Source organism: Paenibacillus sp. RC21, assembly GCF_044907935.1.
GTDB classification, from domain to species: Bacteria; Bacillota; Bacilli; order Paenibacillales; family Paenibacillaceae; genus Paenibacillus; species Paenibacillus terrae_A.
Map to the genome: position 1 here is coordinate 448,744 of NZ_JBIYCS010000002.1, position 24,994 is coordinate 473,737.

At 49.3% G+C, this 24,994-nt stretch carries 23 protein-coding genes; 3 read left to right on the plus strand and 20 right to left on the minus strand.

From position 1 onward, the window contains the following. Positions 1-45: 45 nt before the first annotated feature. The 8 genes from rpoZ to ABIA61_RS07385 form a co-directional block, all read right to left on the minus strand. Positions 46-249 (minus strand): DNA-directed RNA polymerase subunit omega, encoded by a 204-nt coding sequence (rpoZ, locus tag ABIA61_RS07350; RefSeq protein WP_013310893.1) that lies wholly within the window; start codon positions 247-249, stop codon positions 46-48. Positions 250-370: 121 nt separating this feature from the next. Beyond that, the gene (gene gmk, locus ABIA61_RS07355) at positions 371-943 is read right to left on the minus strand and encodes a guanylate kinase (protein ID WP_137063621.1); all 573 of its coding nucleotides are present in this window, start codon (positions 941-943) and stop codon (positions 371-373) included. Between the two features lie 14 nt (positions 944-957). Beyond that, a complete protein-coding gene (remA, locus tag ABIA61_RS07360; RefSeq protein WP_005548256.1) occupies positions 958-1,218 on the minus strand; it encodes an extracellular matrix/biofilm regulator RemA in 261 nt (86 codons plus the stop codon). Positions 1,219-1,274: 56 nt separating this feature from the next. After that, a complete protein-coding gene (locus tag ABIA61_RS07365; RefSeq protein WP_404518834.1) occupies positions 1,275-2,162 on the minus strand; it encodes a YicC/YloC family endoribonuclease in 888 nt (295 codons plus the stop codon). A 35-nt stretch (positions 2,163-2,197) separates the two neighbouring features. Then, entirely contained in the window at positions 2,198-4,090 is a 1,893-nt protein-coding gene (locus ABIA61_RS07370) for a bifunctional homocysteine S-methyltransferase/methylenetetrahydrofolate reductase (RefSeq protein WP_404580528.1), read from the minus strand. A 153-nt stretch (positions 4,091-4,243) separates the two neighbouring features. Next, positions 4,244-5,272: a hypothetical protein gene (locus tag ABIA61_RS07375; protein WP_283656292.1), complete on the minus strand. Its 1,029-nt coding sequence runs from the start codon at positions 5,270-5,272 to the stop codon at positions 4,244-4,246. A gap of 194 nt (positions 5,273-5,466) precedes the next feature. Continuing rightward, entirely contained in the window at positions 5,467-6,300 is an 834-nt protein-coding gene (gene dapF / locus ABIA61_RS07380) for a diaminopimelate epimerase (protein WP_404580529.1), read from the minus strand. 116 nt (positions 6,301-6,416) lie between these two features. Beyond that, complete coding sequence (locus ABIA61_RS07385) at positions 6,417-9,215, minus strand: calcium-translocating P-type ATPase, SERCA-type (protein ID WP_283652392.1); 2,799 nt, start codon at positions 9,213-9,215, stop codon at positions 6,417-6,419. A gap of 228 nt (positions 9,216-9,443) precedes the next feature. Between ABIA61_RS07385 and ABIA61_RS07390 the strand changes: the two genes are divergently transcribed. After that, positions 9,444-11,189: an Rqc2 family fibronectin-binding protein gene (locus tag ABIA61_RS07390; RefSeq protein WP_283652393.1), complete on the plus strand. Its 1,746-nt coding sequence runs from the start codon at positions 9,444-9,446 to the stop codon at positions 11,187-11,189. A gap of 197 nt (positions 11,190-11,386) precedes the next feature. On the opposite strand, the gene ABIA61_RS07395 is transcribed toward ABIA61_RS07390, so the two are convergent. The 9 genes from ABIA61_RS07395 to ABIA61_RS07435 all read right to left on the minus strand — a co-directional run bounded on the left by ABIA61_RS07395 (position 11,387) and on the right by ABIA61_RS07435 (position 20,816). After that, a complete protein-coding gene (locus ABIA61_RS07395; protein ID WP_283652394.1) occupies positions 11,387-12,256 on the minus strand; it encodes a PHP domain-containing protein in 870 nt (289 codons plus the stop codon). Next, positions 12,256-13,212 carry a selenium metabolism-associated LysR family transcriptional regulator gene (locus tag ABIA61_RS07400; RefSeq protein WP_404580530.1) on the minus strand — a complete coding sequence of 319 codons (957 nt, stop codon included), beginning with the start codon at positions 13,210-13,212 and terminating at the stop codon, positions 12,256-12,258. The genes ABIA61_RS07395 and ABIA61_RS07400 overlap by 1 nt, the downstream gene beginning before the upstream one ends. Positions 13,213-13,530: 318 nt before the next feature. Further along, entirely contained in the window at positions 13,531-13,968 is a 438-nt protein-coding gene (locus ABIA61_RS07405; protein WP_014282310.1) for a hypothetical protein, read from the minus strand. Positions 13,969-14,197: 229 nt separating this feature from the next. After that, entirely contained in the window at positions 14,198-14,458 is a 261-nt protein-coding gene (locus tag ABIA61_RS07410) for a YlbG family protein (RefSeq protein ID WP_014282311.1), read from the minus strand. A 39-nt stretch (positions 14,459-14,497) separates the two neighbouring features. Next, a complete protein-coding gene (locus tag ABIA61_RS07415) occupies positions 14,498-14,938 on the minus strand; it encodes a YlbF/YmcA family competence regulator (RefSeq protein ID WP_014282312.1) in 441 nt (146 codons plus the stop codon). A 106-nt stretch (positions 14,939-15,044) separates the two neighbouring features. Further along, the gene (locus ABIA61_RS07420) at positions 15,045-17,111 is read right to left on the minus strand and encodes a helicase-associated domain-containing protein (protein ID WP_283652397.1); all 2,067 of its coding nucleotides are present in this window, start codon (positions 17,109-17,111) and stop codon (positions 15,045-15,047) included. A 6-nt stretch (positions 17,112-17,117) separates the two neighbouring features. Beyond that, a complete protein-coding gene (locus ABIA61_RS07425; protein WP_404580531.1) occupies positions 17,118-18,941 on the minus strand; it encodes a DNA repair helicase XPB in 1,824 nt (607 codons plus the stop codon). 151 nt (positions 18,942-19,092) lie between these two features. After that, entirely contained in the window at positions 19,093-19,521 is a 429-nt protein-coding gene (locus tag ABIA61_RS07430; RefSeq protein ID WP_014282315.1) for a CBS domain-containing protein, read from the minus strand. 89 nt (positions 19,522-19,610) lie between these two features. Then, positions 19,611-20,816, minus strand: a complete 1,206-nt coding sequence (locus ABIA61_RS07435; RefSeq protein WP_283652399.1) for a M20 metallopeptidase family protein — start codon at positions 20,814-20,816, stop codon at positions 19,611-19,613. Positions 20,817-21,081: 265 nt separating this feature from the next. Here ABIA61_RS07435 and ftsW point away from each other — a divergent pair, with 265 nt between their 5' ends. After that, positions 21,082-22,341 carry a putative lipid II flippase FtsW gene (gene ftsW / locus ABIA61_RS07440; RefSeq protein ID WP_283652400.1) on the plus strand — a complete coding sequence of 420 codons (1,260 nt, stop codon included), beginning with the start codon at positions 21,082-21,084 and terminating at the stop codon, positions 22,339-22,341. 219 nt (positions 22,342-22,560) lie between these two features. On the opposite strand, the gene ABIA61_RS07445 is transcribed toward ftsW, so the two are convergent. Then, the gene (locus ABIA61_RS07445; RefSeq protein ID WP_013310912.1) at positions 22,561-22,926 is read right to left on the minus strand and encodes an Asp23/Gls24 family envelope stress response protein; all 366 of its coding nucleotides are present in this window, start codon (positions 22,924-22,926) and stop codon (positions 22,561-22,563) included. A 192-nt stretch (positions 22,927-23,118) separates the two neighbouring features. On the opposite strand from ABIA61_RS07445, the gene cax reads away from it, so the two are divergent. Further along, the gene (gene cax / locus ABIA61_RS07450) at positions 23,119-24,189 is read left to right on the plus strand and encodes a calcium/proton exchanger (protein ID WP_283652401.1); all 1,071 of its coding nucleotides are present in this window, start codon (positions 23,119-23,121) and stop codon (positions 24,187-24,189) included. Positions 24,190-24,291: 102 nt separating this feature from the next. Here the strand turns inward: cax and ABIA61_RS07455 are convergent, their stop codons facing one another. After that, positions 24,292-24,582 (minus strand): Fpa/YlaN family protein, encoded by a 291-nt coding sequence (locus tag ABIA61_RS07455; protein WP_014282319.1) that lies wholly within the window; start codon positions 24,580-24,582, stop codon positions 24,292-24,294. A gap of 141 nt (positions 24,583-24,723) precedes the next feature. Continuing rightward, positions 24,724-24,966: an HPr family phosphocarrier protein gene (locus tag ABIA61_RS07460; RefSeq protein ID WP_044649319.1), complete on the minus strand. Its 243-nt coding sequence runs from the start codon at positions 24,964-24,966 to the stop codon at positions 24,724-24,726. Between the last annotated feature and the right edge of the window lie 28 nt (positions 24,967-24,994).

The window sequence follows — 24,994 nt, forward strand, 5'->3', positions numbered from 1 at the left end:
AAAGAAATTGGCATTGCGCCCGGTTATAATAATTGTCTATAATTCTTATTCGTCTTCGCCACTTTCAAGACGCAAATGATCCGCGTAGATCTCTTCCAACGCCACTCCAACTTGCTTGTGGGATTTAGGATTCTTGAGAGTCGTCTTCTCACCCTCGCGCAACTGTCTGGCACGGCGTGAAGCCGCTACAACCAACGAATACTTACTATCTGCCTTTTTCATCATTTCATCAATGGAAGGATACAGCACGAATAGACACCTCTTCATGTAGTTTTGGGACTATACAAGCTGAATTCCAGTGTACATTTCCGAGTTCAGCTTGTATAGTAATTTTCTCTTTAAGTACGCTTGGCATATATATAGTCCTCGTTTATGGATGGACCTTACAATGTTCGGCGATAATAATGGATTCTATTCGTTTACAAGCGAAATCAATCTCATCATTGACAACCGCATAATCATAGTGACGCAACAGATTCATTTCATCCACAGCTACCGACATGCGGTGATCAATGGTTGCCTGAGTTTCTGTGCCCCGTCCCCGAATCCGGTCCTTCAATTCATCCAGCGAAGGCGGAAGCAAGAAAATGAAAATGCCATCAGGAAATTTCTCCTTCACTTTGAGCGCTCCCTGAACCTCAATCTCCAGAAAAATATCTTTTCCCTGCGCAAGCGTCTGATCTACAAAATCACGTGGAGTGCCGTAATAGTTACCTACGTACTCTGCATGCTCCAGCAACTCATCCCGTTCAATCATGCCCAAAAACTGTTCACGCGACTTAAAAAAATAGTTAACTCCGTCCTGTTCACCCATGCGGGGCGTGCGGGTTGTCGCGGAAACCGAGTATGTCAATTCCGGCAGTTTTTCACGCAGTGCGTTGCCTACTGTTCCTTTGCCGACACCCGAAGGTCCGGATAATACAAATAATAATCCCTTAGCCATAGTACACTCCATTTTTATTCGTCATTGTCATCATCTTTAGTGGATAGTCGATGAGCGACCGTTTCCGGCTGCACCGCAGACAAGATCACATGATCACTGTCCGTTATAATAACAGCTCGTGTCCGGCGGCCATAGGTAGCGTCAATCAACATATGACGGTCCCTAGCTTCTTGTATAATCCGCTTGATCGGAGCAGACTCCGGACTGACGATGGAGATAATTCGGTTGGCCGACACGATATTGCCGAAACCAATATTGATCAATTTGATTGCCATATTCAGGTCTTTCCCCCTATACATGTGACTATTGCAGCCGTGCCGCTACCAGGTAGCTACTCGATGTTTGCAGCCTGCTCACGAATTTTTTCCAGCTCCGCCTTCATCTCGACGACTAAATTAACTAGCGCAAGATGATTGGCCTTGGAGCCGATCGTGTTGACTTCCCTGTTCATTTCCTGGATTAAAAAATCTAATTTGCGACCGGCTGGCTCGTCCGACAGCAGCAATCCCCTGCATTGCCCAAAGTGACTTTGAAGCCGGGTAAGCTCCTCATCAATACTGCTGCGATCCGCGAATAAAGCAATCTCCATTCCGAACTTATGCTCATCAAGCGTAAATGAACCATCCTGAAGCTCAGTAAGTCTGTGTTTTAGCCTGTTACGGTAGTCGCTCACAACATGAGGAGCCAGCACAGTCATTTCATGATGCAGGGACTCCAAACGCGAAATACGGGATTCCACATCCTGCGCCAAATGCCCGCCTTCTCGTCTTCTCATGTCCAGCAGTCCCTGCAATGCTTCATTCAGAGCTTGCTGAAGCTGCTCTCCCCAGCCCTCTTCGTCTCCATTGCAAGCCTCACCAGGCTCACCCAGAACGTCAGGCAGCGCAAGAATGTCGCTTATACCCAACGTTCCCTTCACGCCGTACCGATCCGCCAGCTGCTCCGCTGCATGCAAATAAGCCTGCACTACAGTGTCATTCAACCGTGCGGCGGGTATCTGTTCTTCATCACGTTCCCTGTGAATGAAGACGTCGACACGGCCGCGCTTGATTTGCTGTTGAACCGTTCTTCTCAAGCCATCTTCATAACGAGTCCATTCGCGCGGAATCCTCATCATCACTTCGCAATAGCGGTGATTCACCGATTTCAGCTCCAAGCGCACTTTATAGCCTTCATAATGAAGGATGGCTTGACCGTATCCGGTCATACTCAATGACATCGGCATCACATCCATTATACTATTGTAATTGATTATTATAGTCGAAACAAGGGGGCCTGCACACGGCCGGATTTTTGCCATACATAAGAAGTCAGCTCCGCCGTCATTTCATAGAACATAAATGGAGTCATTAAATAGATACCGTTAAAATGCTCCATCGCCGTATCTAGCAGCTCCTTGGCAATGGTCACGCCCATCGCGCGGCCTTCCGCCCCCTCCAGACCAGACATACGTGCACGAACCTCGTCCGACAACTGGATGCCGGGTACCTCGTTGTGCAAGTACTCCGCATTGCGCCCGCTGGCCAGCGGCATAATACCGATAAAAATCGGCACCTCCAAATGACGGGTCTGTTCCGCCATGGCTATAATCAGTTCGCGGTCGTAAACAGGCTGGGTCATAATGTAATCCGCACCGGAAGCAATTTTTTTCTCCAGCCGCTGCACAGCTTTGCCCAAATGCTTGACATTGGGATTAAAAGCGGCACCCACCACAAAATTAGCTTTTTGCTTGAGTGGCTTGCCGGAAAAAGCGATACCGTCATTCAACTGCTTGATCATACGTATAATTTCAAAAGAAGTCATATCATACACCGAGCTGGCACCAGGCAAATCACCGAACCGCGCCGGATCTCCTGTAACGGCCAATACATGATCAATGCCCAGCGCATCAAAGCCCATCATGTGGGACTGGGTACCAATCAGGTTACGATCACGGCAGGCAATATGAATTAACGGGCGCATGCCCGTTTCAAGGCTCACCAAATGTCCAAGCGCCATGTTGCTCATGCGAGTAACCGCAAGTGAATTGTCTGCCAGCGTAAGCGCGTCGGCCCCGGCCGCTTTCAGTGCCTGTGCCCCCTGCATGAACCGTGTAATGTCCAGATCGCGCGGAGGATCAAGCTCTACAATCACCGTATGCCGTTCCTTGACCAATTCCACAATGTTGGGTTCGCTGGCGCTTCTACCGTTGCCCCGTTCCCCTTCACGTGCAATCTGTTCCGGCTCAGCCACAATGACTGGCACATCTGTCAGTATCTCTCTTGGAGCCAGAGGAGGAGGCTGCAAACCATTCAAAGCTTTTGAAATCGCTGCGATATGCTCTGGTGTGGTGCCGCAGCAGCCACCGATGATTCTCGTACCCAGCTCTACGAAGGAAGCAGCGCATTCCCCAAAATATTCAGGCGATGCACCATACACATAGTGACCATCCACATAATCCGCCAGACCCGCATTAGGATATACGGACAGCGGTACAGACAGCGGACCGTCCAGCTGCTCCATCACACTCATAATCCCCTGTGGGCCAGAGTGGCAGTTAAATCCGAGGATATCCGCCCCTTCATTTCGCAGCACCGTAAAAGCCTCCGCCACCGAAAATCCATCCTGTGTACGCCCTACCTGATCTACCGCAAACTGACAAATCACCGGGGTATTACTATATTTACGCACACCACGAAGGGCAATGCGCACTTCATCCAGCGAATAGAACGTTTCGCACAAAATGCCGTCCACCCCTTCGGAGAGAAGTGCATCAATCTGCTGATCATAGTTACGTGCCAGCTCTACCTTTGATATATTAAGCCGTTTGCCACCGCATATGGAGCCTACCGCACCCACCACATAGTGCTCTGGGCCAGCCGCTGCTCTGGCAATTCTCACCCCGGCACGGTTAATTTCTTCCACCTTGGATTCCAGCCCGAAGCGGGCCAGTTTATAATCGTTTGCAGAAAACGTATTGGTCTCCAGCAACCGTGCTCCCGCTTGTACATATTGACGATGCACGTCTGATATGACGTCAGGCGACGTGATATTCAGCTCTTCGTAAGACGTATTTACCGGAAATCCAAGCTGATATAAAAAGGTTCCCATTGCGCCGTCTCCGACAATAATTTCACGATCCAGCACAGTACGCAAATCCGGTTTCATGTCCTCTTCTCCACCCCGCTCTTTATTTTCATACTAATGTAACATAAAGAGACTGCAAACATAAGCCAAAAACAAAAAAAGCCGCCCCACTCCCCATATTTATGCGATCAGGAGCGAAGCAACTTGACTCATCATAGCTATATTCTATTACCTTTATTGCAATTTCCCATCGGCAGAATGAAGAGAGAATGCGTAAAAAGTTCCTTTTTTATTCACTTTACCCACAATAGAGGGCGTCCCCTTTTGTTTTTTGGAAAATGTATATGCATTCCCCTGGATTTCAACACTATAATCGGATAAGTTAATGTTAAATAACAGTTGGACCTTGGGCTTGGCCAGCTTCAAAGCTTCAGAGGCCGTATATTTAGGGCTGGTAAACGATTTTTTGAAATCCGTGTCATCGTTCCAGTCCACCCCAAAGGTGGATACAGCCAGCACTTTGCCGGTTACTGCGCCAATTTTGACCTCACTCGCCTCGCTTGCATCCTCAAACGACCAATAAGAAAGCCCTTTTGCCTCGTCCTTGTAACGTGAAGCATGCAGCACCGTGATACGCTGTCCGCTAACACGCTTGAAGCTGTTCACTGCACGATTTAGCAATACAGGGTCCACCTGCTTCAGCGGATAGTCGGCATTAATGGTGATGCTGTTGCCGCGATCCACATCAACGTACAGCGAGGAAGCCTTTTCCCCGGCCCCCCAGAACACCCAATAATTCGAAGGCTTGTTAGACTGGTAAGGGGATTTGACCCGCCAGAATGCCTCAAATTGCTGGGGACGCTTGCTATCAAACGCTTTGGCGCTGTTCAGCACTTTAGTTTTGAGTGGCGCGTCCATCGCTTTTGCCAAGCTGCTTATTTTATATCGAACGGTTGTAGAATCCACTCTGTTTTTTTCCTTATTATATTCCGTCTGAATCGTAGCTGTTCCATCCTCCAGTTCGCCCTCGACAATCCAGGTTTTACCCATATCCGTCACATCGTCAAATTGAAATGCCGTCTTCGTACCGATGAGTTCTTGTACTGCCTTTTCCAAACGATTCACGACAGTAGGGGTTAGTGAGCCGACCTGCTTATCAGTCGTTTTTTCCGCAGTAGCAGGAACGGTCGCGGCCTGAGCCGGAAGCGCGGCGACTACAAATATAAGAGCTGCAAACGCTGAAATCCAACGAAATTTCCGCACCATGAACGGCCTCCTTATCGTTTTCTCATTTTCTATATTATACATGGTTCAGACGTCAAAAAAAGACAGAATGTTGCTTCATGCCCCGCATTTCCTTCATTTTATACGAAAAAAGGCGAAAAAAAGAAGACCGGCTAAGGTCTTCATCACACTTATCCCAATCTTCCTCTATCACAATGCTGCATTCGCTTATTTCAGGACAAACGACCATCGTACACAATCTCAGCCGGCCCCGTCATATATACATGATTGTCATTCTCGTTCCATTCGATATCCAGATCTCCGCCCTTCAGGCTGACAATCGCGCGGCGGTCGCTATATCCGTTCAATACAGACGCCACAAGCGTAGCACAGGCTCCGGTTCCACATGCCAACGTAGGCCCGGCTCCCCGCTCCCATACTCTCATGTCAATGTGGTCCCGGCTTCGTACCGTAGCGAACTCGACATTTGTTTTTCTAGGGAACAGCGGGTGGCATTCCAGCTTCGTCCCCCAGGCTTCCAGATCAAAGCCAGGTGCATCCTCAACATAAATGACACAGTGCGGATTGCCCATGGATACAGCTGTAAAACGAAAGCCGCTGCCTCCAGCTTCGATGGACTGGTTGATGACACTAGCCAGATCCAGCGTTGTTGGAATTTTCAAACCCTCCAGAATCGGTTCTCCCATATCCACCTTCACTTGACGTACAAGTCCGCCCTCTACGGTCAATTCGACCTGCTGCACACCTGCACCCAGCGTCTCAATCGTAATCTGATCACGACTGATATGCTTGCGGTCATACACATATTTGGCTGCACAACGGATGGCATTTCCGCATTGCTCAGCCTCCGAGCCGTCTGAATTAATGATGCGCATGCAGAAATCCGCTCTTTCAGATGGCAATATATATACCAGACCGTCAGCGCCGACACCAAAATGTCGGTCACACAGCCGAACAGCCAATTCCGAAGCGTCAGGCGGCAATTCCTGATACCCAAACCAAACGATAAAATCATTACCCAATCCGTGCATTTTTGTGAATTCCATAGCTTCCCCCCGCCGTTGCTGCTAATCTCATGCTCCTTATGAAGCTTTGGTTCCATGATAGCATACGGGGCAAAAAGGGAAAAGTGATGCAAGTATGTCTGTCCCGAGCAGGAAGCTTAAGCCGAAAACTTCGTGCGCCCTGGAGCGAAGCGCGTATGTCCGCCACGACGACGGTTGCGTCTGCCACCCCATACGCTTCCCGCCCCCATCAGGAAGGTCGGAATACCGGCAGCGACAATGGAAAGCGCCCATTCGCGGAAGCCGAGCGGTACCGTTTTGAAAATAGGTTGCAGCACAGGTACGTACATAACCACCAGCATCAGCACCACCGAAGACAGCACGGCAAGCACGAGATAACTATTTTGAAACGGATTACGGTGGAAAATAGAACGGGAGCTGCGACAATCAAACACATGAATGAGCTGTGCCAGCACCAACGTGGCGAAGGCAACCGATTGTGCCTTGACCAGTTGTGCCGCGTTATCAGGCGCGATACGCAGTGTCAGCCAGAACGCCGCAAGCGTACATAAGCCGATCAGCAGGCCGCGACTAATGATTTTCCAGCCAAGACGGCGGGCGAAAATATTTTCCTTCGCGCCGCGTGGTTTGTGCTCCATAAGATCCTTTTCCGGCTGATCTACACCCAGAGCCATCGCGGGAAGCCCGTCAGTCACCAGGTTCACCCATAAAATCTGAATCGGAAGCAACGGCAATGGCAAACCGGCCATCATCGCGAAAAACATCGTCAAAATTTCACCGACATTGGAGGCAAGCAGATAACGGATAAATTTACGAATATTTTCGTAAATATTTCGCCCTTCCTCAATCGCTGCTACAATCGTCGAGAAATTATCGTCGCTGAGCACGAGCGCAGCCGCTTCCTTGGTCACATCCGTTCCTGTTATGCCCATCGCAATACCGATATCCGACGCCTTAATCGCTGGCGCGTCATTCACGCCGTCTCCAGTCATGGCTACGACATGCCCGCGTCTTTGCAGCGATTTGACAATCCGCAGCTTATGCTCCGGGGATACCCGCGCATATACAGAGACCATGTCTACTGCTTTGTCCAGCGCCGCATCATCCATCACAGATAGCTGCTGTCCGGTCAGCACATGCGAGCCGCGCTGAAAAATGCCTAACTGCTGCGCAATGGCCTCAGCTGTTGTACCGTGGTCGCCCGTAATCATCACCGTGCGGATGCCAGCGCGGCGGCACTTGCTAATAGCTTCGCGGGCCTCGCGGCGCGGCGGATCAATCATACCCGTAAGGCCGATGAAGATGAGCTGATTCTCAGCCTCTTCCACCGAGACGACACGCTCATGCGAGCGGATATCCCGGTAAGCGACACTCAGTACACGGAGTGCCTCCGAGGCCATTCCTTCGTTGGCTGCCAGCACCTTTTGGCGCAGCGTGCCCGTTAGTGGAACGACATTCCCTTCCCATAAAATGTAGGAGCACTGACCTAACAGCACATCCGGCGCGCCTTTGGCAAATACGATATGCCCTCCTTGATGCCTTACAAGTACAGACATCCGTTTCCGCTCCGAGTCAAAAGGAAATTCGCGTTCCCGTGTATACAGCTCATTCAGCCCCTGGCGCGTAACCCCGCCCTTGGCGGCTAACGTGACAAGCGCCCCCTCCGTCGGGTCGCCTTTCAGCTCCCAAACAGCGGACGGCATCGGCTCCTTGGTTTTCTTTTTTGAGCGTAGCTCATCCATGTCGGCTTGAACAATTTCCGCGTTATTGCACAGCACGCTGGCTTGCAGCAGTCTGCGAAGTGATTGTCCGTTTTTGAGGTCCGCAGGAGCATCCCTGTCCATAATATGTCCGTGCGGGTCATAGCCCTCTCCTGTCACTCCCCAGAAGCGACCGTCCACCCATAGCTTGGTGACCGTCATTTTGTTCTGGGTCAGTGTACCTGTTTTGTCAGAGCAAATGACAGACGCACATCCGAGCGTTTCAACCGAAGGCAGTTTTCTCACAATCGCCTTGCGTTTGATCATACGCTGCACGCCCAAGGCGAGCGCAATCGTCACAATGGCAGGCAAGCCTTCCGGTATAGCTGCTACAGCCAAGCTCACCCCTGCCAGGAACATACTCATCGCTGGCTGTCCATGCAGGATACCCGCTACGACGACAAGCACCGTTAACGCCAGTGCTACAATGATCAGAATTTTACCCAATTGCTCCAGTCTGTGCTGCAACGGGGTCTCCTGAGACTCCGTATTTTGGATCAAGTCTGCGATTTTGCCCATTTCCGTATTCATGCCTGTACGAATAACGACTCCCTGAGCTGTACCTCTGGTCATCATTGTGCCCATAAAGCCGATGTTCTTTTGATCTCCCAGCGGTACCTCGGCGGCATGAATAGGACGGCAATGCTTGCTCACTGGAACCGATTCGCCAGTCAGGGCGGATTCCTCCACATCGCAGCCATTCGTGCTCAGCCATCTTATATCTGCGGGAATACGATCGCCGCTTTCCAATAGCACGATATCACCCGGTACCAGCTCTCTGGCCTGAATCTGAATCCGTTTGCCTGCTCGCAGTACTTTAGCGGTCGGAGCGGACATCTGCTTCAAAGCTCGAAGCGAACGTTCAGCTCTAAACTCCTGCACAAAACCAAGAATTCCATTCAGCACAACAATAGCAATAATGGTAATCGCATCCAGATATTCGCCGAGCAGGCCGGATATCAGTGTGGCTCCCATCAGTACGAGCATCATAAAATCCTTGAACTGATTCAGCAGCAGCAGGATCGGCGAGACACGCTTCCCCTCGCTCAGCTCATTCCATCCTGACCTTTCTCTTCTTTCCGCAAGCTGTTCCTCCGAAAGACCCTGCTTCGGGTCGACTTCCAGGCTTGTTGAAAGCTGTTCATTGCTTAATTGGTGCCAGTGTGCTTGTTCCATTCTCCCCAATTCCCTCCCGGTCAGATAGTCCGTTTCCGTCGGTAGTGCGTAGGATGGCTGCCCGTAATTGCGTTTTTGTGCCACGAATGCTGATAAGCTGGACAGACTTTCTAGATTCAATCTATTCGGACAGGACCTGAAATATCACAATGCCGCTTAAGTTTTGTCCCAAAGTTATGTATCATAGAAGGAAGGCAAAAATATTTGCTTCAAAGGAGAACAAACATTATGGCATTGGACGGAATCGTAACCCGCGCTATCGTACACGAGCTGCAAGGCATCCGGGGCGGGCGCATCAATAAAATACATCAGCCGAACGATCACGATATCTTACTGAATCTGCGGGCTCAAGGCGGGAGTGTCAAGCTGCTGCTGTCGGCCAACCCGACATTCCCGCGTGTACATTTTACAGAACAAAGCTTTCTCAATCCGACGGAGGCCCCTATGTTCTGTATGCTGCTTCGCAAGCACTGCGAAGGTGGTATCATCGAAAAAATTAGCCAGGTGGGCATGGAGCGTATTATTCACATGGATGTGCGTCAGCGTGATGAGCTGGGGGATATTTCACTCAAGCGAATTATCATTGAGCTGATGGGCAGACACAGCAACATTATTTTGCTTGACCCGGAAACAGGCGTTATGCTGGACGGCATCCATCATGTTACACCGTCTATCAGCAGCTATCGGATCATCATGCCCGGCTTTCAATACACGGAGCCTCCTGAACAAAATAAGCTGAATCCGCTGGAAACGGAAGAAACAGCTTTCGCATCCTCATATCAGACAGCTATCGAAGCAGAAGAAGCTCCCAAACGCTGGATCGTGAACACCTTTACTGGACTGAGTCCCCTTATTGCCGAGGAGATGCTGACCCGAGTTTCCAACGAAGCACCTGCTGAGGATTATCGTCCGCTGTGGAATACATTTAGTCACATCATGGATGACGTCCGGGATCATCGTTTTCAGCCGGTATCCGGTCTGAACGCACAGGAAAAAGTGATATTTTCTGCCATTCCCCTCACGTTGATTCAAGGAGAGCGCAAAGAATACACTACGATCAGCGAGTGTATGGAGGACTTTTTCGGTGAAAAAGCAGAACGGGATACGGTCAAGCAAAAGGTCAGTGACCTGCTGCGCTTCCTGCAAAATGAACGGAGCAAAAACGTAAAAAAACTAGACCATCTGCATCAGGATTTAGCTGAGGCCGAGGACGCTGATCAATTTCGCATTTACGGGGAGCTGCTGTTCGCTTCGCTGCATGAAGTGAAAAAGGGCGACAAGGAAGTGACGCTCACCAACTTTTATGATGAAGAACAGCGTCCAATGACTATCCCGCTGGACCCGTTGCTGGGTCCATCAGATAATGCGCAACGGTACTTCAAAAAGTACAATAAATATAAAAACAGCCTGGCTGTCATTGATGAACAACTGGAGAAAACACACGAAGAAATTCGGTATATGGACAATCTCCTACAGCAACTGGCTCATGCCTCCATGAACGATATCGAGGAAATACGTGAAGAATTGGTTCAGCAAGGCTATCTCCGAGACCGGGTCAAAAAAGGGAAGAAAAAGAAGAAAACTGACCGTCCAACCTTACACGTATATACGTCATCCGAAGGCATCGAGCTGCTGGTCGGCAAAAACAACTTACAGAACGAATATGTAACGAACCGACTGGCCGGGCCTAATGACACGTGGCTGCACACGAAAGATATTCCGGGGTCACACGTCGTTATTCGCGCTGAGCAATTCGGAGACACAACGCTGGAGGAAGCAGCTCAGCTCGCTGCCTATTTCAGCCAGGCCAAACAGTCCAGCAGCGTGCCCGTAGACGCCACCTTGATCCGGCATGTGCGCAAGCCTAGCGGAGCCAAGCCCGGCTTTGTTATCTACGATCATCAGCGCACGCTCTTCATCACACCCGACGAGGAGCTGGTCAAAAAGCTGCCAAATCGCATCAAAAACGGCTGAGCCGCACTAGCATAATCTAGTAAATAAGTATCCATTCAGGAACGCCCGCCACGAAGCATAGCATAGCGGACAAGTTCCTTGCATGCACTTAAAGCCCCTTATCTTGTGCAAAGCCACACTTCATGTGTGCAGACACAATACAAGGGGCTATTTGTGTTTCCTATTGCTGTTTCCTATCGTCATTCTGTGATACATTTTCATATATGTGCAATAGCAGCCTTTCTCAACTCCTCCACGACCTGACTCTCCACACTACGGCTGCCCAGATCACCGTGAAAAATAACGCCTTGGCGTGCACCATGAAAATCCGAGCCACCAGTCGGGATCAGCCCGTAGTGTGCCGCCATTGCGGCATATCGACTCTCAGCCGCATCATCATGGTCTGAATGTCGCACTTCCAAGCCCGCAGGCTTCGCCTCCTCTACAATGGAGCGAACCAGCTCATCATTGCCATACAATCCAGGGTGAGCCACCACTGATACCCCTGCTGCTTCCCGAATCCAGCTTATGGCCTCCGCAGGCTCCACTCGGGGCACAGACACATAACCGGGCGCTCCCTCTGCCAAATAACGGTCAAACGCATCCCTCATATCCTTCGCATAGCCTTTTTGCACCAGCGTATCCGCCATATGCGGACGTCCAATGCTTTCATCTTGCGCCAGCGGTCTGCCCATCGTAGCTACCACCTCATCCAGTGTGATTTCCACACCCAGGCTACGCAGCCGACTCAAAATCAGATCATTGCGGGTATCCCTCGCCTGACGTAGCTTTTCCAACCGTTCCAAAAAAACTTCATTACGGTAATCCATAAAATAACCGAGTATATGAATATCCTTACCACCTGCCCGTGTGCTAATTTCCACACCCGGCACCACTGTAATGCCCAATCGCCGCCCTTCCTCAAGCGCTTCCTCCAGCCCAGCTACCGTATCGTGATCCGTAATTGCAACCCCTGCCAGTCCTTTTTCCTTGGCCCAACGCACATTGTCCGCTGGTGGCTGCATTCCGTCAGATGCCTGAGTGTGAGTATGTAAATCGTATCGTCCCGAATTCGTCTGCTCCTCCATTACGCATTCTCCTCCTCTTTCATCTCTGCAAGCTCGTCCACCGTATCCCTGGACACGTTCGTTCCCTGATCATGACGACGCAAGAATGACAGAAAGGTCACCACCGGAATCGGCAATAGCGCTGATTTCAGATGAATGGCATAAAACTCGCGTTTAAAGGTGATATCGGAAATATTTACGATTTTCAGCAATCCGAGTGCAACCTCGTGCTTCACCGAAGAAGGCGATAGCATCGTAATGCCTAATCCCGCCTCCACCGCCGATTTGACCGCTCCAGTGCTGCCCATCTCCATAACGATGGAAAGTCGGGACGCATCAACACCACGGCTTTTCAGCTCATCCTCTATCACCTGCCTTGTACCTGACCCCTTTTCTCTTGCTACAAAAGGATGCTTAAACACGTCCTCCAGAACTACCTTTTTGGCCTTGGCCAGTACATGATCCGAAGGAACAATCAGCTTCAGCTCATCCTGCATCACGGGCTCCACCACGATATCCGGGTGTTGAATCGGTGCTTCAATCAGCCCTAAATTCAATTGATGCTTTAAAATATCATCCATAATTTGAGTCGTATTCATTACATTCATTGCCATGCGTATATGAGGGTACTCCTGACCAAACGGCCCCAACATTCTCGGCACAATGTACTCGCCAATCGTAAGACTTGCGCCAATATGTAATCTCCCCTCCAGCATGTGAGTAAAAGCAGACATCGCCTCATCAGCTTCACGAATTAGCTGCATGCTTTTTTTCGCAAAAGGCAGCAGTGTCGCTCCTGCCTCCGACAGCTCGATTTTTTTGGTAGATCGATGCAGTAGCTTCGTACCAAAATAATCTTCCAAAGACTGAATTTGCATCGTCACGGCAGGTTGCGTCATATGCAGCGCTTGCGCCGCTGCCGAGAAGCTCCCCCGCTCCGCTACCGTATAAAAAATATGCAGCTGATGAAAGTTCATACTAACAGCCCTCTCCCCTCTCTGATCTCCTTATTTTAACATAAGAAAAACATCTGTCGAAGGATTCCCAAGAAAACAGACCTAAATTAGTGGATTTTTATTATAGATTTTATAAATAAGCATTTTGCATAAATCCCAAGAGCGATTTCAAATCAGCAATATATAGATCAAAATCGGTCTAGTTTGTCTATATATTGTACTTTTAAGCGTCGGAAATCGAATGATGCAAAATGCTGAAATAAAAAAAGTATGCAGCTGATTCCTGCATACTTCTAATAGATAAGGTACTAGACGATATCCCTTCCGCCAAATCAACGTCTATTTCCGTTTGCGGGTGCTTTTCATCAGTGTCATACGCCGCGAATGGCGCAACCAGGAATAGTATGACTTCAAATCCCGCAGTTCAATGGTCTCTGACATCCGTCCCAAAAAGGTGATCACAATCATTTTGTGGAGCGGGTTACCCGCAATATCCATTTCGCCAGGCAACTCACCAAACTCGGCCACGACGACCAGGTCACCATCAATTAAATATACATCCTCTTCATTGTGATAATAGGACTCCATCCTGTTTTGCTTCAGGCATTCCCAAAGCCAGGCGGCGATATGATTCGTTTCGGACTGTTTCTGTTCTATACGGTCTAAGTAGCGTGTTTGCGCATGATTTGTAATCACAATATCGGCGACCTTCTTGTCGCCCATCTCTACGTAGAACGGTTCGTATGTACTCCATCGCTGCATTGCCTTGTCACGCACGGGATCACTCTCCCCACCAGATAGGTCTTTATATCTACCAATATATTCATATGTTACCTCAACAGACCCGGGACTACAAGTTACAAAATTGAAGTTTATCGCTAATTTTTAAAGATTATTTTAGGTCTATCAGCATTAAGGCTATTATGCAAAAGTCCTGACTTTATAAAAAAAAGCCAGCCCATAGGCCGACTTTTTAATAAAACTTGAAAAATAACACCTTTAAAAATTATATTTCATACTCTTTTAATTTTTCCTTATCGTCGTTATACTCCGTCCTTATCTCATTTCGGAAGGAGCGTTCGACCTTGCGCACATAGGAAAGCCTGCGAATATTTTTAACGGTATCCTCTGCCCGATCCGCATTCATGTAAATGACAACATAATGCATACGCCTCGAAATATAGTGGACATTCCCGTATTTCTCCAAATTGCGGGCAGCCTTGATATCGCTTACCCAAATGATGTACCCTGTCCGCTCGGCAAACATTCGCTTCATCTCCCCTCCATTCGATATCATCCCTATGGCCTATCCGCAGGAGCACTTGCCTCCGCTACCGCAGCCACCCTTTTTCACATTCGGATCATTGCTCGGCACTTTAATGGTGTCGGACACAGAATAAGCAATCGTTTCGGACATGGCATGGAGCATATCATCCAACGCCCTTTCTGCCCGTTTGAACTCCTGAACCTCCTGAAATTGTTCAAGTTCCAGTTCAACGAGCTGCACTGCATCCTTCGCTTCATGAAAGTTTGGGTGAAAATGCCCAAAGCGTTCCGTTTCCGCGAACAGCTCCTTTTTGGCATCCAGCTTGCGTACACACGCCTGAATCGACGGATTCAATTCCACACGCTGTTTCCAATATAAATAATCCGATACCTCAAAGGACCGGTTGACCATATCGCCCAATTCATAGGCGTTAATAAGCACTTCTGCCATATTGACCGTATTCAATTCGGCTACGCTCATGAATGTTCATCTCACTTTATATAAAGTTCTACTGGTAAAGTAGACTCATTTATCATACCACATCCTTCTTTTGAGAAGAAGGAGTTTCATGCACATCCTGGCTCTTCTATGTAAAAGGAACCAGCAGGCGCATGTCCGACCATTCCCCCGGCTGTAAAGTCGTGCGGGGCAACGTCTCACCGTCCGTTCCGGTAGCATACCAGCCAGTCACACTCCACGGCTCACCGGGAGCCACCGCTTCCGGTATCCATTTGACCTCTTTTTCACCGATTCGCAGTCCTACCGCCGCTTGCCAGCGAATCGCCTGTTCCATGAGCTGCCGAGCGGTGGATGCATGGTAGCTTCTCCATTCTTTCGTCCATGACGCGGGTACTGCCAATTTCTCTGGAAAATAATCGGATGGGTCAGGTAGCGTATGCTCCCGTTCATAAAAATGCAACGTCCGCCCCGTATAAACCAAACCTGCCCTTCCCTCTTGAGAAAACATCGGCCATTCCTGAGTTGAGTCTGTTAACGTTTCGCCAACCGTCGTTTCTGTATCATCCACATCAAATAGACTGTTGGAACTATCCGTACAAATTCCCTCCGTTTCCGCAACCAGCGGATAACGGTGAACAGGCTCGTCCACCCCCTCCAGCTCCCGGCGCGGACTTAGCCCAATCGTAGCAAGTGTCCTGCGGATTTTGGCAGCCGAACGTGCCGGAATAATAAAGTCCCTTTCACCAATCCGTTCAAGCAATCCAGCCAGTCCGGGGTGACGTGCAGCAGTGTCTGCGTCCTCTCGGGTACCACAGCGCAGAAGTGTTACCGTTGCAAACGCTATCCGTCCCACATCTCCTGCCCACTGCTCCACTGCCACGCGTACATGGTCAGGCACGCCTGTCCGGCTAAACTTGTCCAGAAGAGCAGGAATAGCTTTGGCCTCCATCCCCAACTCGATCGCCTCTGTAACACTGTCTCGGGTGATCCGGTATACCACCATTCGGTCCCCCGTCACACGTTTGCAGAAGCATTCCAGCTTCCAGCGCACATCATAAGCTACATCCGGTGGCACCAATATTTCAAAATCCGGCTGTACATAAAAGGTACCTGGCTCCTGAACCGCATCCTTCTCATCATCGGAACGAAGCATATCCAGCACCGGTACGTTCCAGCGAAAACACAGTTCTCCCGACGCGGTCAGCCCCCAATCACCCATTCCAAAGGCGGTCAGTGCGGTCAGCCATCCCTTAACCATATCTATGTATTGTCCGTTAAAGTTGAAATCAGAGACTGTGTTGCCCTCAATTCTTACGGGGCTTGCATGAATAGCAGCAAATTCCAAAGTATTACTACTTTTCCGATCCTCTTTACTCAGACTCTCCTGCGTAATCAGTCCCGTCTGAGTCATCCATTGGAGCAACGGCCCGATATGTATCCAGCCTTCTGGTCCCGCATGAGTGGAGGCCACACACAGCATATACCGAAAATGCTGCATAGACGCTTCGGCCTTGCCGTACCTTTCCATGAGCGTGACAAGAATATGCTTGCGCATTTGCCAAGCGGACAAGCGAACCCACGCTGCCAGCCCGGATTCCTGAACATGAAAAGAAGCAGCTTCCTTCACCAGCAGACCCAAGCTGAGCAGCAAGTCCATCATCACCACCGTTTGCACCGGATATAGCTCGGCGTGCGCATATTGTAGCCCAAGTCCAGTCAAATCTTTCGGATGAAAGGGAGTCAGCTCGTTTAGCTTTTGCAGCGACCGTTTATGAATGGTCCCTTTCGCTGTCAAAGGTACTCCCTGCACTGCAATACGGGACAACACATGTAGCAGCTCCGCTTCCAGTCCCGTCATTGCTTCATGCACCGTCAGCGGTTGGTCTGTATCCATCGCTTTCATCGTACTTTGGCTTTGCTCCAACAGCATTTCGTACAGATCTGGCAGCCGATAAACCGGAATATATAACATTCGTTCGCCCCACGATTTGGTAACCGCCTCCAGCCAGCCCCGGTCGCGCAGTCCGTGCAGTGCCAGTTTCGTTTCGGCTCCGCTCAATGCTCCCCGGGTAAGCCGTAATGGCTCTTCTTCCTTCATGGGCTGTCCCGCGTGTCGGATAAAGCATCGACGTAGCACCAACAGCTCATCCGATGCAAGCTCCTTCCAGCCGCCTTCCGTGTCCGTTACGCCCATCCTTGATTACGCCTCCCTTTTCTTTCCACCAGCTTCGGTCTCATCATTCAGGTTACTGATAACCTCCCCGGAGCTGAATCTGCGAATCGCATATTCATAGCCCTGCTCAATCAGAAACAGCTGACGACGGGCTGCAAAATCCGTCTCCTTACTGTTTTCCGTCACCAGCGCATAAAAATAAGCCTTATTTTCACCAGACTTTGGTCTCAAAATGCGGCCAAGCCGCTGTGCCTCCTCCTGACGGGAGCCAAAGCTGCCCGATACCTCAATAGCTACGGCCGCATCCGGCAAATCCACAGCAAAGTTCGCCACCTTGGACACCAGAAGAGTCCGAATTGTACCGTTGCGGAACGCATCGAACCACCGCACCCGTTCAGCCTGGCTCATAGACCCGGTTATCAACGGCACACTCAGCTCCTGCGCCAATATACGCAATTGATCCAAATATTGCCCAATAATAAGCGTGGGCAAGCCCTTGTGCTGTTGCATCAGGCTGCGCACCGCTTCCAGCTTGGCCGGATTTTCGGCGGCAATCCGATACTGCTGCCTGCCTTCAGCACGCATACTACGCTCCAGAAGTGCAGCCGACATGGGAAGCCGCAGCTCCACACAATCGACCTGAGCGATCCAGCCCTGTCGCTCCAGTTCTTTCCACGGCATGTCGTACCGTTTCGGTCCGATCAAGGAGAACACATCCCGCTCACACCCGTCCTCCCGAACCAGCGTCGCGGTCAATCCCAAACGACGGGTGGCCTGAATATCCGCCGTTGCCCGAAATACCGGCGCAGGCAGCAAATGCACCTCATCATATACAATTAACCCCCATTTGCGCTCGCTAAGTAGCTTCATATGCTCAAATCCTCCATCTTTAGTACGGCGATGCGTTAAAATCTGGTAGGTTGCCGCTGTAATCGGACGCACTTCCTTTTTCTGTCCACTGTATTCTCCAATGGAATCAACAGGAATATCCGTCTTTAGCTTCAATTCCTCAATCCATTGCCGAACAGATGTGGTATTGGAGGTTAAAATAAGCACCTCGCACTGAAGCCGCTCCATCACCGCCATACCGATTACGGTTTTTCCCGCTCCACATGGAAGCACCAGCACACCGCTGCCACCCAGACCGTCTGCCCCTTCAAACGCATCGGCTGCCTCCACTTGATAATCACGAAGCTTCAGCTCCGTTTGTCCCTGACCCAGAGAAAAACGAAGCTGATTCCCCTCAAGATAGCCTGCCGTATCCATGACCGGGAATCCAAGTCGTGCCAGTTCCTGCTTAAGCAGGCCCCGATTTTCTGGCAGAACCGACACGGTCACTTCACTGTCACGAAGCAAACCAAGCTGCTGAAGATCCTGCTTGAGCAGCAGTTCATCCAGTAAAGCCGGGCTGTCCGCCGTTAGTATCAAGCGGTCGACCGCTGTACAGCTATGAGTTTTATCCGTTTCCATGCCTATAGTTGCATCCTGCTCTATACTGTTCAGATCAGCAGTATGCATGCTGTAACGGCCCTCTTCTTCCACTCTCGCCCGTGACAGCCTAAGCGTCCCGTAACGGGCGACGAGCTGTTCAATATCCTTTAACAATTCACGGGGAATTTCCCAACGGGACATGGATTGTAGACTATGTTGAACATCGGCGGCACTCCACCCAAGGGCGGCCGCATTCCACAGGGACAAGGGAGTGATGTGATATGTATGAAAAGCGGATGGGCTTTTAACCAGCTCCGCATAGACCTGCAACTGTGAACGTGCATGCTCCGAAGCGGGCAGGCCGATTTCCAGCAAAACGGTAAAATCGCGTTGTACAATACAAGGGTGATCCGGATTCATAATTACCTCCCGTCAATCTATAACACATCATCTTAAAATCTATATAACAAACAGTTTGTCCGTTTATTCGCAGATCAACCGGAATAGCAAGAAGTCCAACCCGTATATGGGTTGAACTCCTTATCATCCAAGCCTATCCTTGCTTTTTTACCTAGTGAACCTGCTCTGAAATATGGCTAAGCGCCTCTCCAGCGTTGTCTGCAAAAATATTACGTACGGCCAGATCGCCAATCGAAACAATCCCGATCAAACGATCCCCTTCCGTTACCGGCAGACGGCGGATTTGCTGCTCCGCCATCAGCTCGGCTGCTTGATCCACCGACATGTCGGCTTGAGCGGTACGGATGCCTGTTGTCATCACTGTGTCGACCGAACTAGAGCCGGAATGCTTAGCCGCATAACCGCGAACGACAAGGTCACGGTCCGTTACCACACCGATGAGCTTGTCACTGCCTTCACTCTCCACAACCGGGATAAAACCGGTGTCGTTGTCCTTCATTTTGAGCGCAATTTCATAAATATTGTCTTGCGGGGTAACCGTTACACATTTTTCAGTCATAACTTCCTGAACCTTTTTCATGGGTACTCCCTCCTTTTCAAGAGTAGGGTACCCCATTTCATTCTGCTCATACACCGAATCAGCTCATACCGTTTCAGCTCCGTTAGCTGTCAACGGCTGGAATTTTCTGCTTTTCGCTCCGCTGCATATCCGGTAGACATCGCAATAAACAAACGAACCGCCTTAATCATCGCGTCCTCGTCAAAATCAAACTTAGGGTGGTGATGCGGATAAACGGCTCCTTTAGCAGGGTTACCCGCTCCCACGAACATGAAGCAGCCAGGCACACGTTCCAGATAATAAGCAAAATCTTCGGCAGGCATCAGCTTCGACGCTTCCTGAACTTTTCCCTCACCGAAAACGGGTCCTGCTTCCTTAAAGAAACGCGAAGCTTCGTGCGCATCATTTACAACAGGCGGGTATCCCATAATATAACGAATATTGGCTGTTGTTCCGTAAGTTGCCGCTGTAAGCTCCGCAACCGCATGTAGCCGATCCTTCATCACCATCCGGGTTTCCTCATCAAACGTACGAATCGTCCCACTCAGACGGCATGTTTCCGCGATCACATTTTGCGCAGCCCCCCCTTGAATCGTTCCTACCGTCAACACAGCAGGTTGCAAAGGGTCTACTGAACGGCTCACGATGCTTTGCAGTTGCATAACAAGAGCTGAGCCCGCTACCACACTATCATGGGTGGACTGAGGCATACCGCCATGACCACCCTTGCCCGTAATTTCAATATAAAAATCGTCCGCCGCCGCCATCAACGGACCTGCGCAACTCGCAGCCGTTCCGACCGGAAAGGGTGTCCACAGATGGATGCCGTAAATAACGTCCACACCTTCCAGCACACCATCCTTCAGTACATTGACCGCACCGCCGGGCAACAATTCCTCCGCAGGCTGGAACAACAACCGTATTTCTCCTACCAGCTCATCCCGATGCAGACTAAAATAGTAAGCCGTTCCTAGCAAAACGGACGTATGCCCGTCATGTCCGCATGCATGCATGACTCCATCTATGCTGGAACGATATTTGCATTCTTTTTCATCCTGAATGGGGAGAGCATCCATATCGGCGCGCAGCATCACAACAGGCCCGGGCTTGGAACCACGAATGGTACCGACAACACCGTGCCCCCCTACTTGACGGCGGACCTCAATACCCCAGCTCTCCAGCTTGTCCGCTACAAAGGCTGCCGTTTGGCTTTCCTGAAAAGAGATTTCAGGATTTTTATGTAAATATCTGCGCCACTCCACCATATGTTCCTGTAGCTGGTCAAACCAGCTCTTATCTGTCGAATGTTGTGTCATATTGCTCCACCTCTCCTTTTAAGGCACCGGTTAAAACACCGGGTAGCTTCCCGATAAATCTTGCAGATTCACAACGTATGTGCCACTGCTCTCAAACCTAATTTTGTATTCTATTGTAGCAGATATGGAATTGTTGCGATATCCGTTGCTGTATGGAGGTTGCAGAACCCCTCCAAAAATACTATGATTAAATGGATAAACGATAAAATAATAATGATAAACGTCTGCGAGGTATAACTTGCGGCGAATACCGGGGGAAGCTGATATGAGAAATACGAAGCCGGAGACTCGAAGAAGAGGCACACCGGATTTCCAATTGCTGATCCTCACCTTGTTGCTGGTTGGATTCGGCGTAATCATGGTATTTAGCGCCAGCTCCAGCGTAGCTCTGCTGAATAAAGATTACAATTTTGACTCTTTGTATTTTGTGAAGCGTCAAGCTGCGTTTGCTATACTTGGACTTTTCATCATGTTCGTAGCTATGAATATTAGGATGGAAAAATATAAAAAGCTGTTTGTACCTTTATTTTTCATTACAGTTTTACTGCTGGTCATCGTTCTTTTTACAGGCTCTCTTAACGGCGCAAAAAGCTGGCTCAGATTTGGTAGTATTGGTTTCCAGCCAACCGAGCTTGCGAAAATATCCATTATCCTGTACTTATCCGCGCTGATTGTCAAAAAAGGGGATCGCTTTAGAGATTTACGAACCGGCTACATACCCGTAACCGTCATTGTAGGCTTTGTTGCAGGACTCATTATGCTTCAGCCGGATTTTGGGTCTTGCTTCATTCTGGTAGCCACCAGTGGCCTGATTATTTATGCCGGGGGAGCCAGTGTCAAGCATATTACGGCTTCGATTGGTCTGCTCTTACTGGGCGCTGCCCTCGTTTTCGGTGTAGGCTCGTTGTTTGGAGGAAATTCTGGAACAACAGATGGACAAGCCACAGCCAAGCAAGATTACAAAATCGGACGTTTTCAAGCTTTCCTTAATCCTGAGAAATATAGGCAGGGAACTGGATATAATCTGGTGCAATCCTTGCAAGCTATAGGGGAAGGCGGAATAAATGGGTCGGGATTCGGTAAGGGCATTATCAAGCTTCACTACTTGCCTAACTCTTTTAATGACTTTATTTTTTCCGTGATTGGTGAAGAATTCGGATTCATCGGAACAGCCATATTTCTGATGCTGTACCTGTATTTCATTTGGCGAGGGATGATTATCGCCTTGCGTTGCCATGATCCGTTTGGGACGTTGGTGGGTACAGGTATTATGGGCCTGATCGCCATTCAGGCGTTCATTAATATCGGCGGTGTAACCCAGACTATTCCGATCACCGGGGTTACGCTTCCTTTTATCAGTTTTGGTGGATCATCGCTTCTCGTCACGATGTTCTCCATTGGAATCATGCTCAGCATCTCCCGCGAAAACACCAAGCAGGCAGTACAGGAACGTACTACAGGAGTAGCAGTTCGGACCGAAGTGCCTAACCGTTTTCAAACTCGTAGAGCCAACCGTTCCCGTTAAAAAAAGAACTTCCCCGATCGCCGGCGACGGTGGTTTGGAAGTTCTTTTGTATATGTATATACATGCGTTCAATCTGGCGATATACGATGCTGCTTATCTGCAAACAAAAACTGGCGATCCTGAAACCGCCAGTTTTTGTGTTTTATTTGTATCTTCGCGGGGAATTTCCCTGCATGTATAAAACTGGCGGAAAACGTCGATGTACCCCCCTTGTCTTATTTACACTGCGTCGTCCTTGAAAGCGACACCCTCTACTTTTACGTTCACTTCCACAACCCGCAGACCTGTCATGCTTTCGACAGCTTCCCGCACATTTTGTTGAAGAATTCGGGACACCTCATGAATAGGTGTTTCGTAGAGCACAATAATACGGAGATCAATGGCAGCTTCCAACTGTCCAACCTCCACTGATACGCCTTTTTGCACATTTTTACCACTCAGCCTTTTGGCCCAGCCTTCAGATAAGCCACCTGACATTGCAGCAATGCCGGGCGTCTCCAGTGCGGCCATCCCCGCAATTTTACCTACGACATCGTTGGAAATCTTGATGTTTCCTGCTTCCAGTTGTTGAATTTGCTCTGCCATGACCTATGTCCCCCTTCATCCATCCTTTATTTGTATTGTAAAGCCTCAGCCACTGCAATTGCAAACCTTACGTATGAAAAATAACTTTCGTTTACAACCTATATCAATTTGGGTATATTAATTTAGAAAATCCATACAAGTGACAGCATTCACCAAACTTGTACATATCCTTTGATATCGAGGTGCACTACATTGAAAAAATGGTTATCTCCCAGCTTGCTGGTAGCGACCTTTGCCCTTAGCGCAGTCGCTCATTACGCACATTGGAACGCGATCGCTCAATTCGTCATTTGCGCAATCTCTGTCGTGTTCGTAGCCGGGTTTCTCGGCAGAGCCACCGAAAGCGTAGCACATTATGCAGGCCAACGTCTGGGCGGATTTTTGAATGCCACTTTCGGCAACGCAGCCGAACTGATCATTGCCATCTTTCTCGTAAAAGAAGGTCTTTACGATATGGTGAAGGCGAGTCTGACCGGCTCGATCATCGGCAATTTGCTGCTAGTGCTTGGAGCAAGCCTGTTCGCCGGTGGGTTGAAATACAAAGTACAAAATTTTAATGTATCACTGGCTGGCTTAAGCGGTTCACTGATGATTGTGGCGGTCATTGCCCTGTTTGTTCCGGCTGTATTTCTGAATACACATGTCATTACGGAAAGTGAGTCGGATACGCTCAGTCTCATTGTGGCAGGCACACTGATTGTGGCCTATATTGCGTGGCTTATTTTTTCCATGATTACACACAAAGACTATTTATCTGACGTAACTGAACAACAGGACGAAGAACTGCCGCATGAGCACGCCCCTGTGTGGTCCAGAAATAAATCTATTACTTACCTGGTAATCGCTACCGTTATGGTCGCCTTTGTCAGCGAATGGCTTGTAGGAACACTGGAGGTATTCACGACCCAGTTCGGACTCAGCGAATTGTTCGTGGGTGCATTCCTCGTTGCCATTATCGGTAATGCGGCTGAGCACAGCGCGGCCATTTTGCTGGCGATGAAAAACAAAATCGGCGCATCTGTCGAAATCGCAGTCGGCAGTAGTCTGCAAATTGCGCTATTCGTTGCACCTGTGCTGATTTTTGTCAGCTACTTCATGGGAAATACGATGAATATCGTTTTCACCACGATTGAGCTGGTTGCCATTGCCGTCGCTGTATTTATCGCCAAGTCTATTACCCAAGACGGCTCAACCAACTGGTATGAGGGATTGATGCTGCTGGTTGTGTATGTTCTGTTAGGCGTATCATTCTTCCTGGTGTAGACACCTTTCAAGGTAGGTTGACTCGTTCCCATTGCATATGTAAAGGCATCAAAAAAAGCATGCTCTCAGACTCGCATGCTCTCATCAATTAAAACCGTCTTCCTAATTGGCCTTATTGTTCATGGCCTCATATAGAATAGCCAGATTGCGTTCCAGCTCACTGACCAGCTGTTTACCTACCATTTCCGGAAGAAGGCCGGCGCGAACCGCAAAATCCACTTCCTTGGAAAATCCGTACATCTGAGTATCCAGCACTTCCTCATAGAGAGGGCAGTAACGGGTTGCCAGATTCTCCATCTGTACTTCAATAAGCTTCTTTATTTTATCTGCATCGTCCTGAAGCAGATTAATGGCCCTGATGTTCAATTGTTCCTGCAAATCAGATGAAGTCATGGATTCTTCCCCCCTATGTCTCAATGTCGCACAAGACGTCCTAACGTTAATATTAGACCAAATTGCAGGCTAATACAAGAACCTGACAAAAAAAGCATCCCTACAGTTACAGGTAGGGATGCTTTTGATCCAAGAATATAGTCAGGAGGCTACCGTTATGTGTAGCCCGTGCTTCTGGAACACTTCAGTCATCGCTTTCTTGGCTTCCTCCGCGTCAGGTCCGTGAACATGCAGCTCATAGCTGTGGCTGCTGACCAATGTCGTAAACAAGCCAAGTATACTTTTCACATCAATATACTTATTTTCGGAATGAAGGACGATGGAAGAAGTAAACTTGCTCGCTGTCTGTGCAATTTCAACAACCGCCGCATTATTATTAGACATAGAGATCCCTCGCTTTACTGGATTATCA

Excerpts from the sequence above, each read along its gene's own strand:
- ABIA61_RS07390 (WP_283652393.1), top strand. The coding sequence starts at position 9,444 with ATGGCATTGGACGGAATCGTAACCCGCGCTATCGTACACGAGCTGCAA.
- ABIA61_RS07365 (WP_404518834.1), bottom strand. The coding sequence starts at position 2,162 with ATGTCATTGAGTATGACCGGATACGGTCAAGCCATCCTTCATTATGAA.
- ABIA61_RS07410 (WP_014282311.1), bottom strand. The coding sequence starts at position 14,458 with ATGTTTGCCGAGCGGACAGGGTACATCATTTGGGTAAGCGATATCAAG.
- ABIA61_RS07445 (WP_013310912.1), bottom strand. The coding sequence starts at position 22,926 with ATGGCAGAGCAAATTCAACAACTGGAAGCAGGAAACATCAAGATTTCC.
- ABIA61_RS07425 (WP_404580531.1), bottom strand. The coding sequence starts at position 18,941 with ATGAATCCGGATCACCCTTGTATTGTACAACGCGATTTTACCGTTTTG.
- ABIA61_RS07430 (WP_014282315.1), bottom strand. The coding sequence starts at position 19,521 with ATGAAAAAGGTTCAGGAAGTTATGACTGAAAAATGTGTAACGGTTACC.
- ABIA61_RS07435 (WP_283652399.1), bottom strand. The coding sequence starts at position 20,816 with ATGACACAACATTCGACAGATAAGAGCTGGTTTGACCAGCTACAGGAA.
- ABIA61_RS07385 (WP_283652392.1), bottom strand. The coding sequence starts at position 9,215 with ATGGAACAAGCACACTGGCACCAATTAAGCAATGAACAGCTTTCAACA.
- ABIA61_RS07370 (WP_404580528.1), bottom strand. The coding sequence starts at position 4,090 with ATGAAACCGGATTTGCGTACTGTGCTGGATCGTGAAATTATTGTCGGA.
- ABIA61_RS07460 (WP_044649319.1), bottom strand. The coding sequence starts at position 24,966 with ATGTCTAATAATAATGCGGCGGTTGTTGAAATTGCACAGACAGCGAGC.
- ABIA61_RS07455 (WP_014282319.1), bottom strand. The coding sequence starts at position 24,582 with ATGACTTCATCTGATTTGCAGGAACAATTGAACATCAGGGCCATTAAT.
- ftsW (WP_283652400.1), top strand. The coding sequence starts at position 21,082 with ATGAGAAATACGAAGCCGGAGACTCGAAGAAGAGGCACACCGGATTTC.
- remA (WP_005548256.1), bottom strand. The coding sequence starts at position 1,218 with ATGGCAATCAAATTGATCAATATTGGTTTCGGCAATATCGTGTCGGCC.
- ABIA61_RS07415 (WP_014282312.1), bottom strand. The coding sequence starts at position 14,938 with ATGAGCGTAGCCGAATTGAATACGGTCAATATGGCAGAAGTGCTTATT.
- dapF (WP_404580529.1), bottom strand. The coding sequence starts at position 6,300 with ATGGAATTCACAAAAATGCACGGATTGGGTAATGATTTTATCGTTTGG.
- ABIA61_RS07420 (WP_283652397.1), bottom strand. The coding sequence starts at position 17,111 with ATGGGCGTAACGGACACGGAAGGCGGCTGGAAGGAGCTTGCATCGGAT.
- ABIA61_RS07395 (WP_283652394.1), bottom strand. The coding sequence starts at position 12,256 with ATGGAGGAGCAGACGAATTCGGGACGATACGATTTACATACTCACACT.
- gmk (WP_137063621.1), bottom strand. The coding sequence starts at position 943 with ATGGCTAAGGGATTATTATTTGTATTATCCGGACCTTCGGGTGTCGGC.
- ABIA61_RS07400 (WP_404580530.1), bottom strand. The coding sequence starts at position 13,212 with ATGAACTTTCATCAGCTGCATATTTTTTATACGGTAGCGGAGCGGGGG.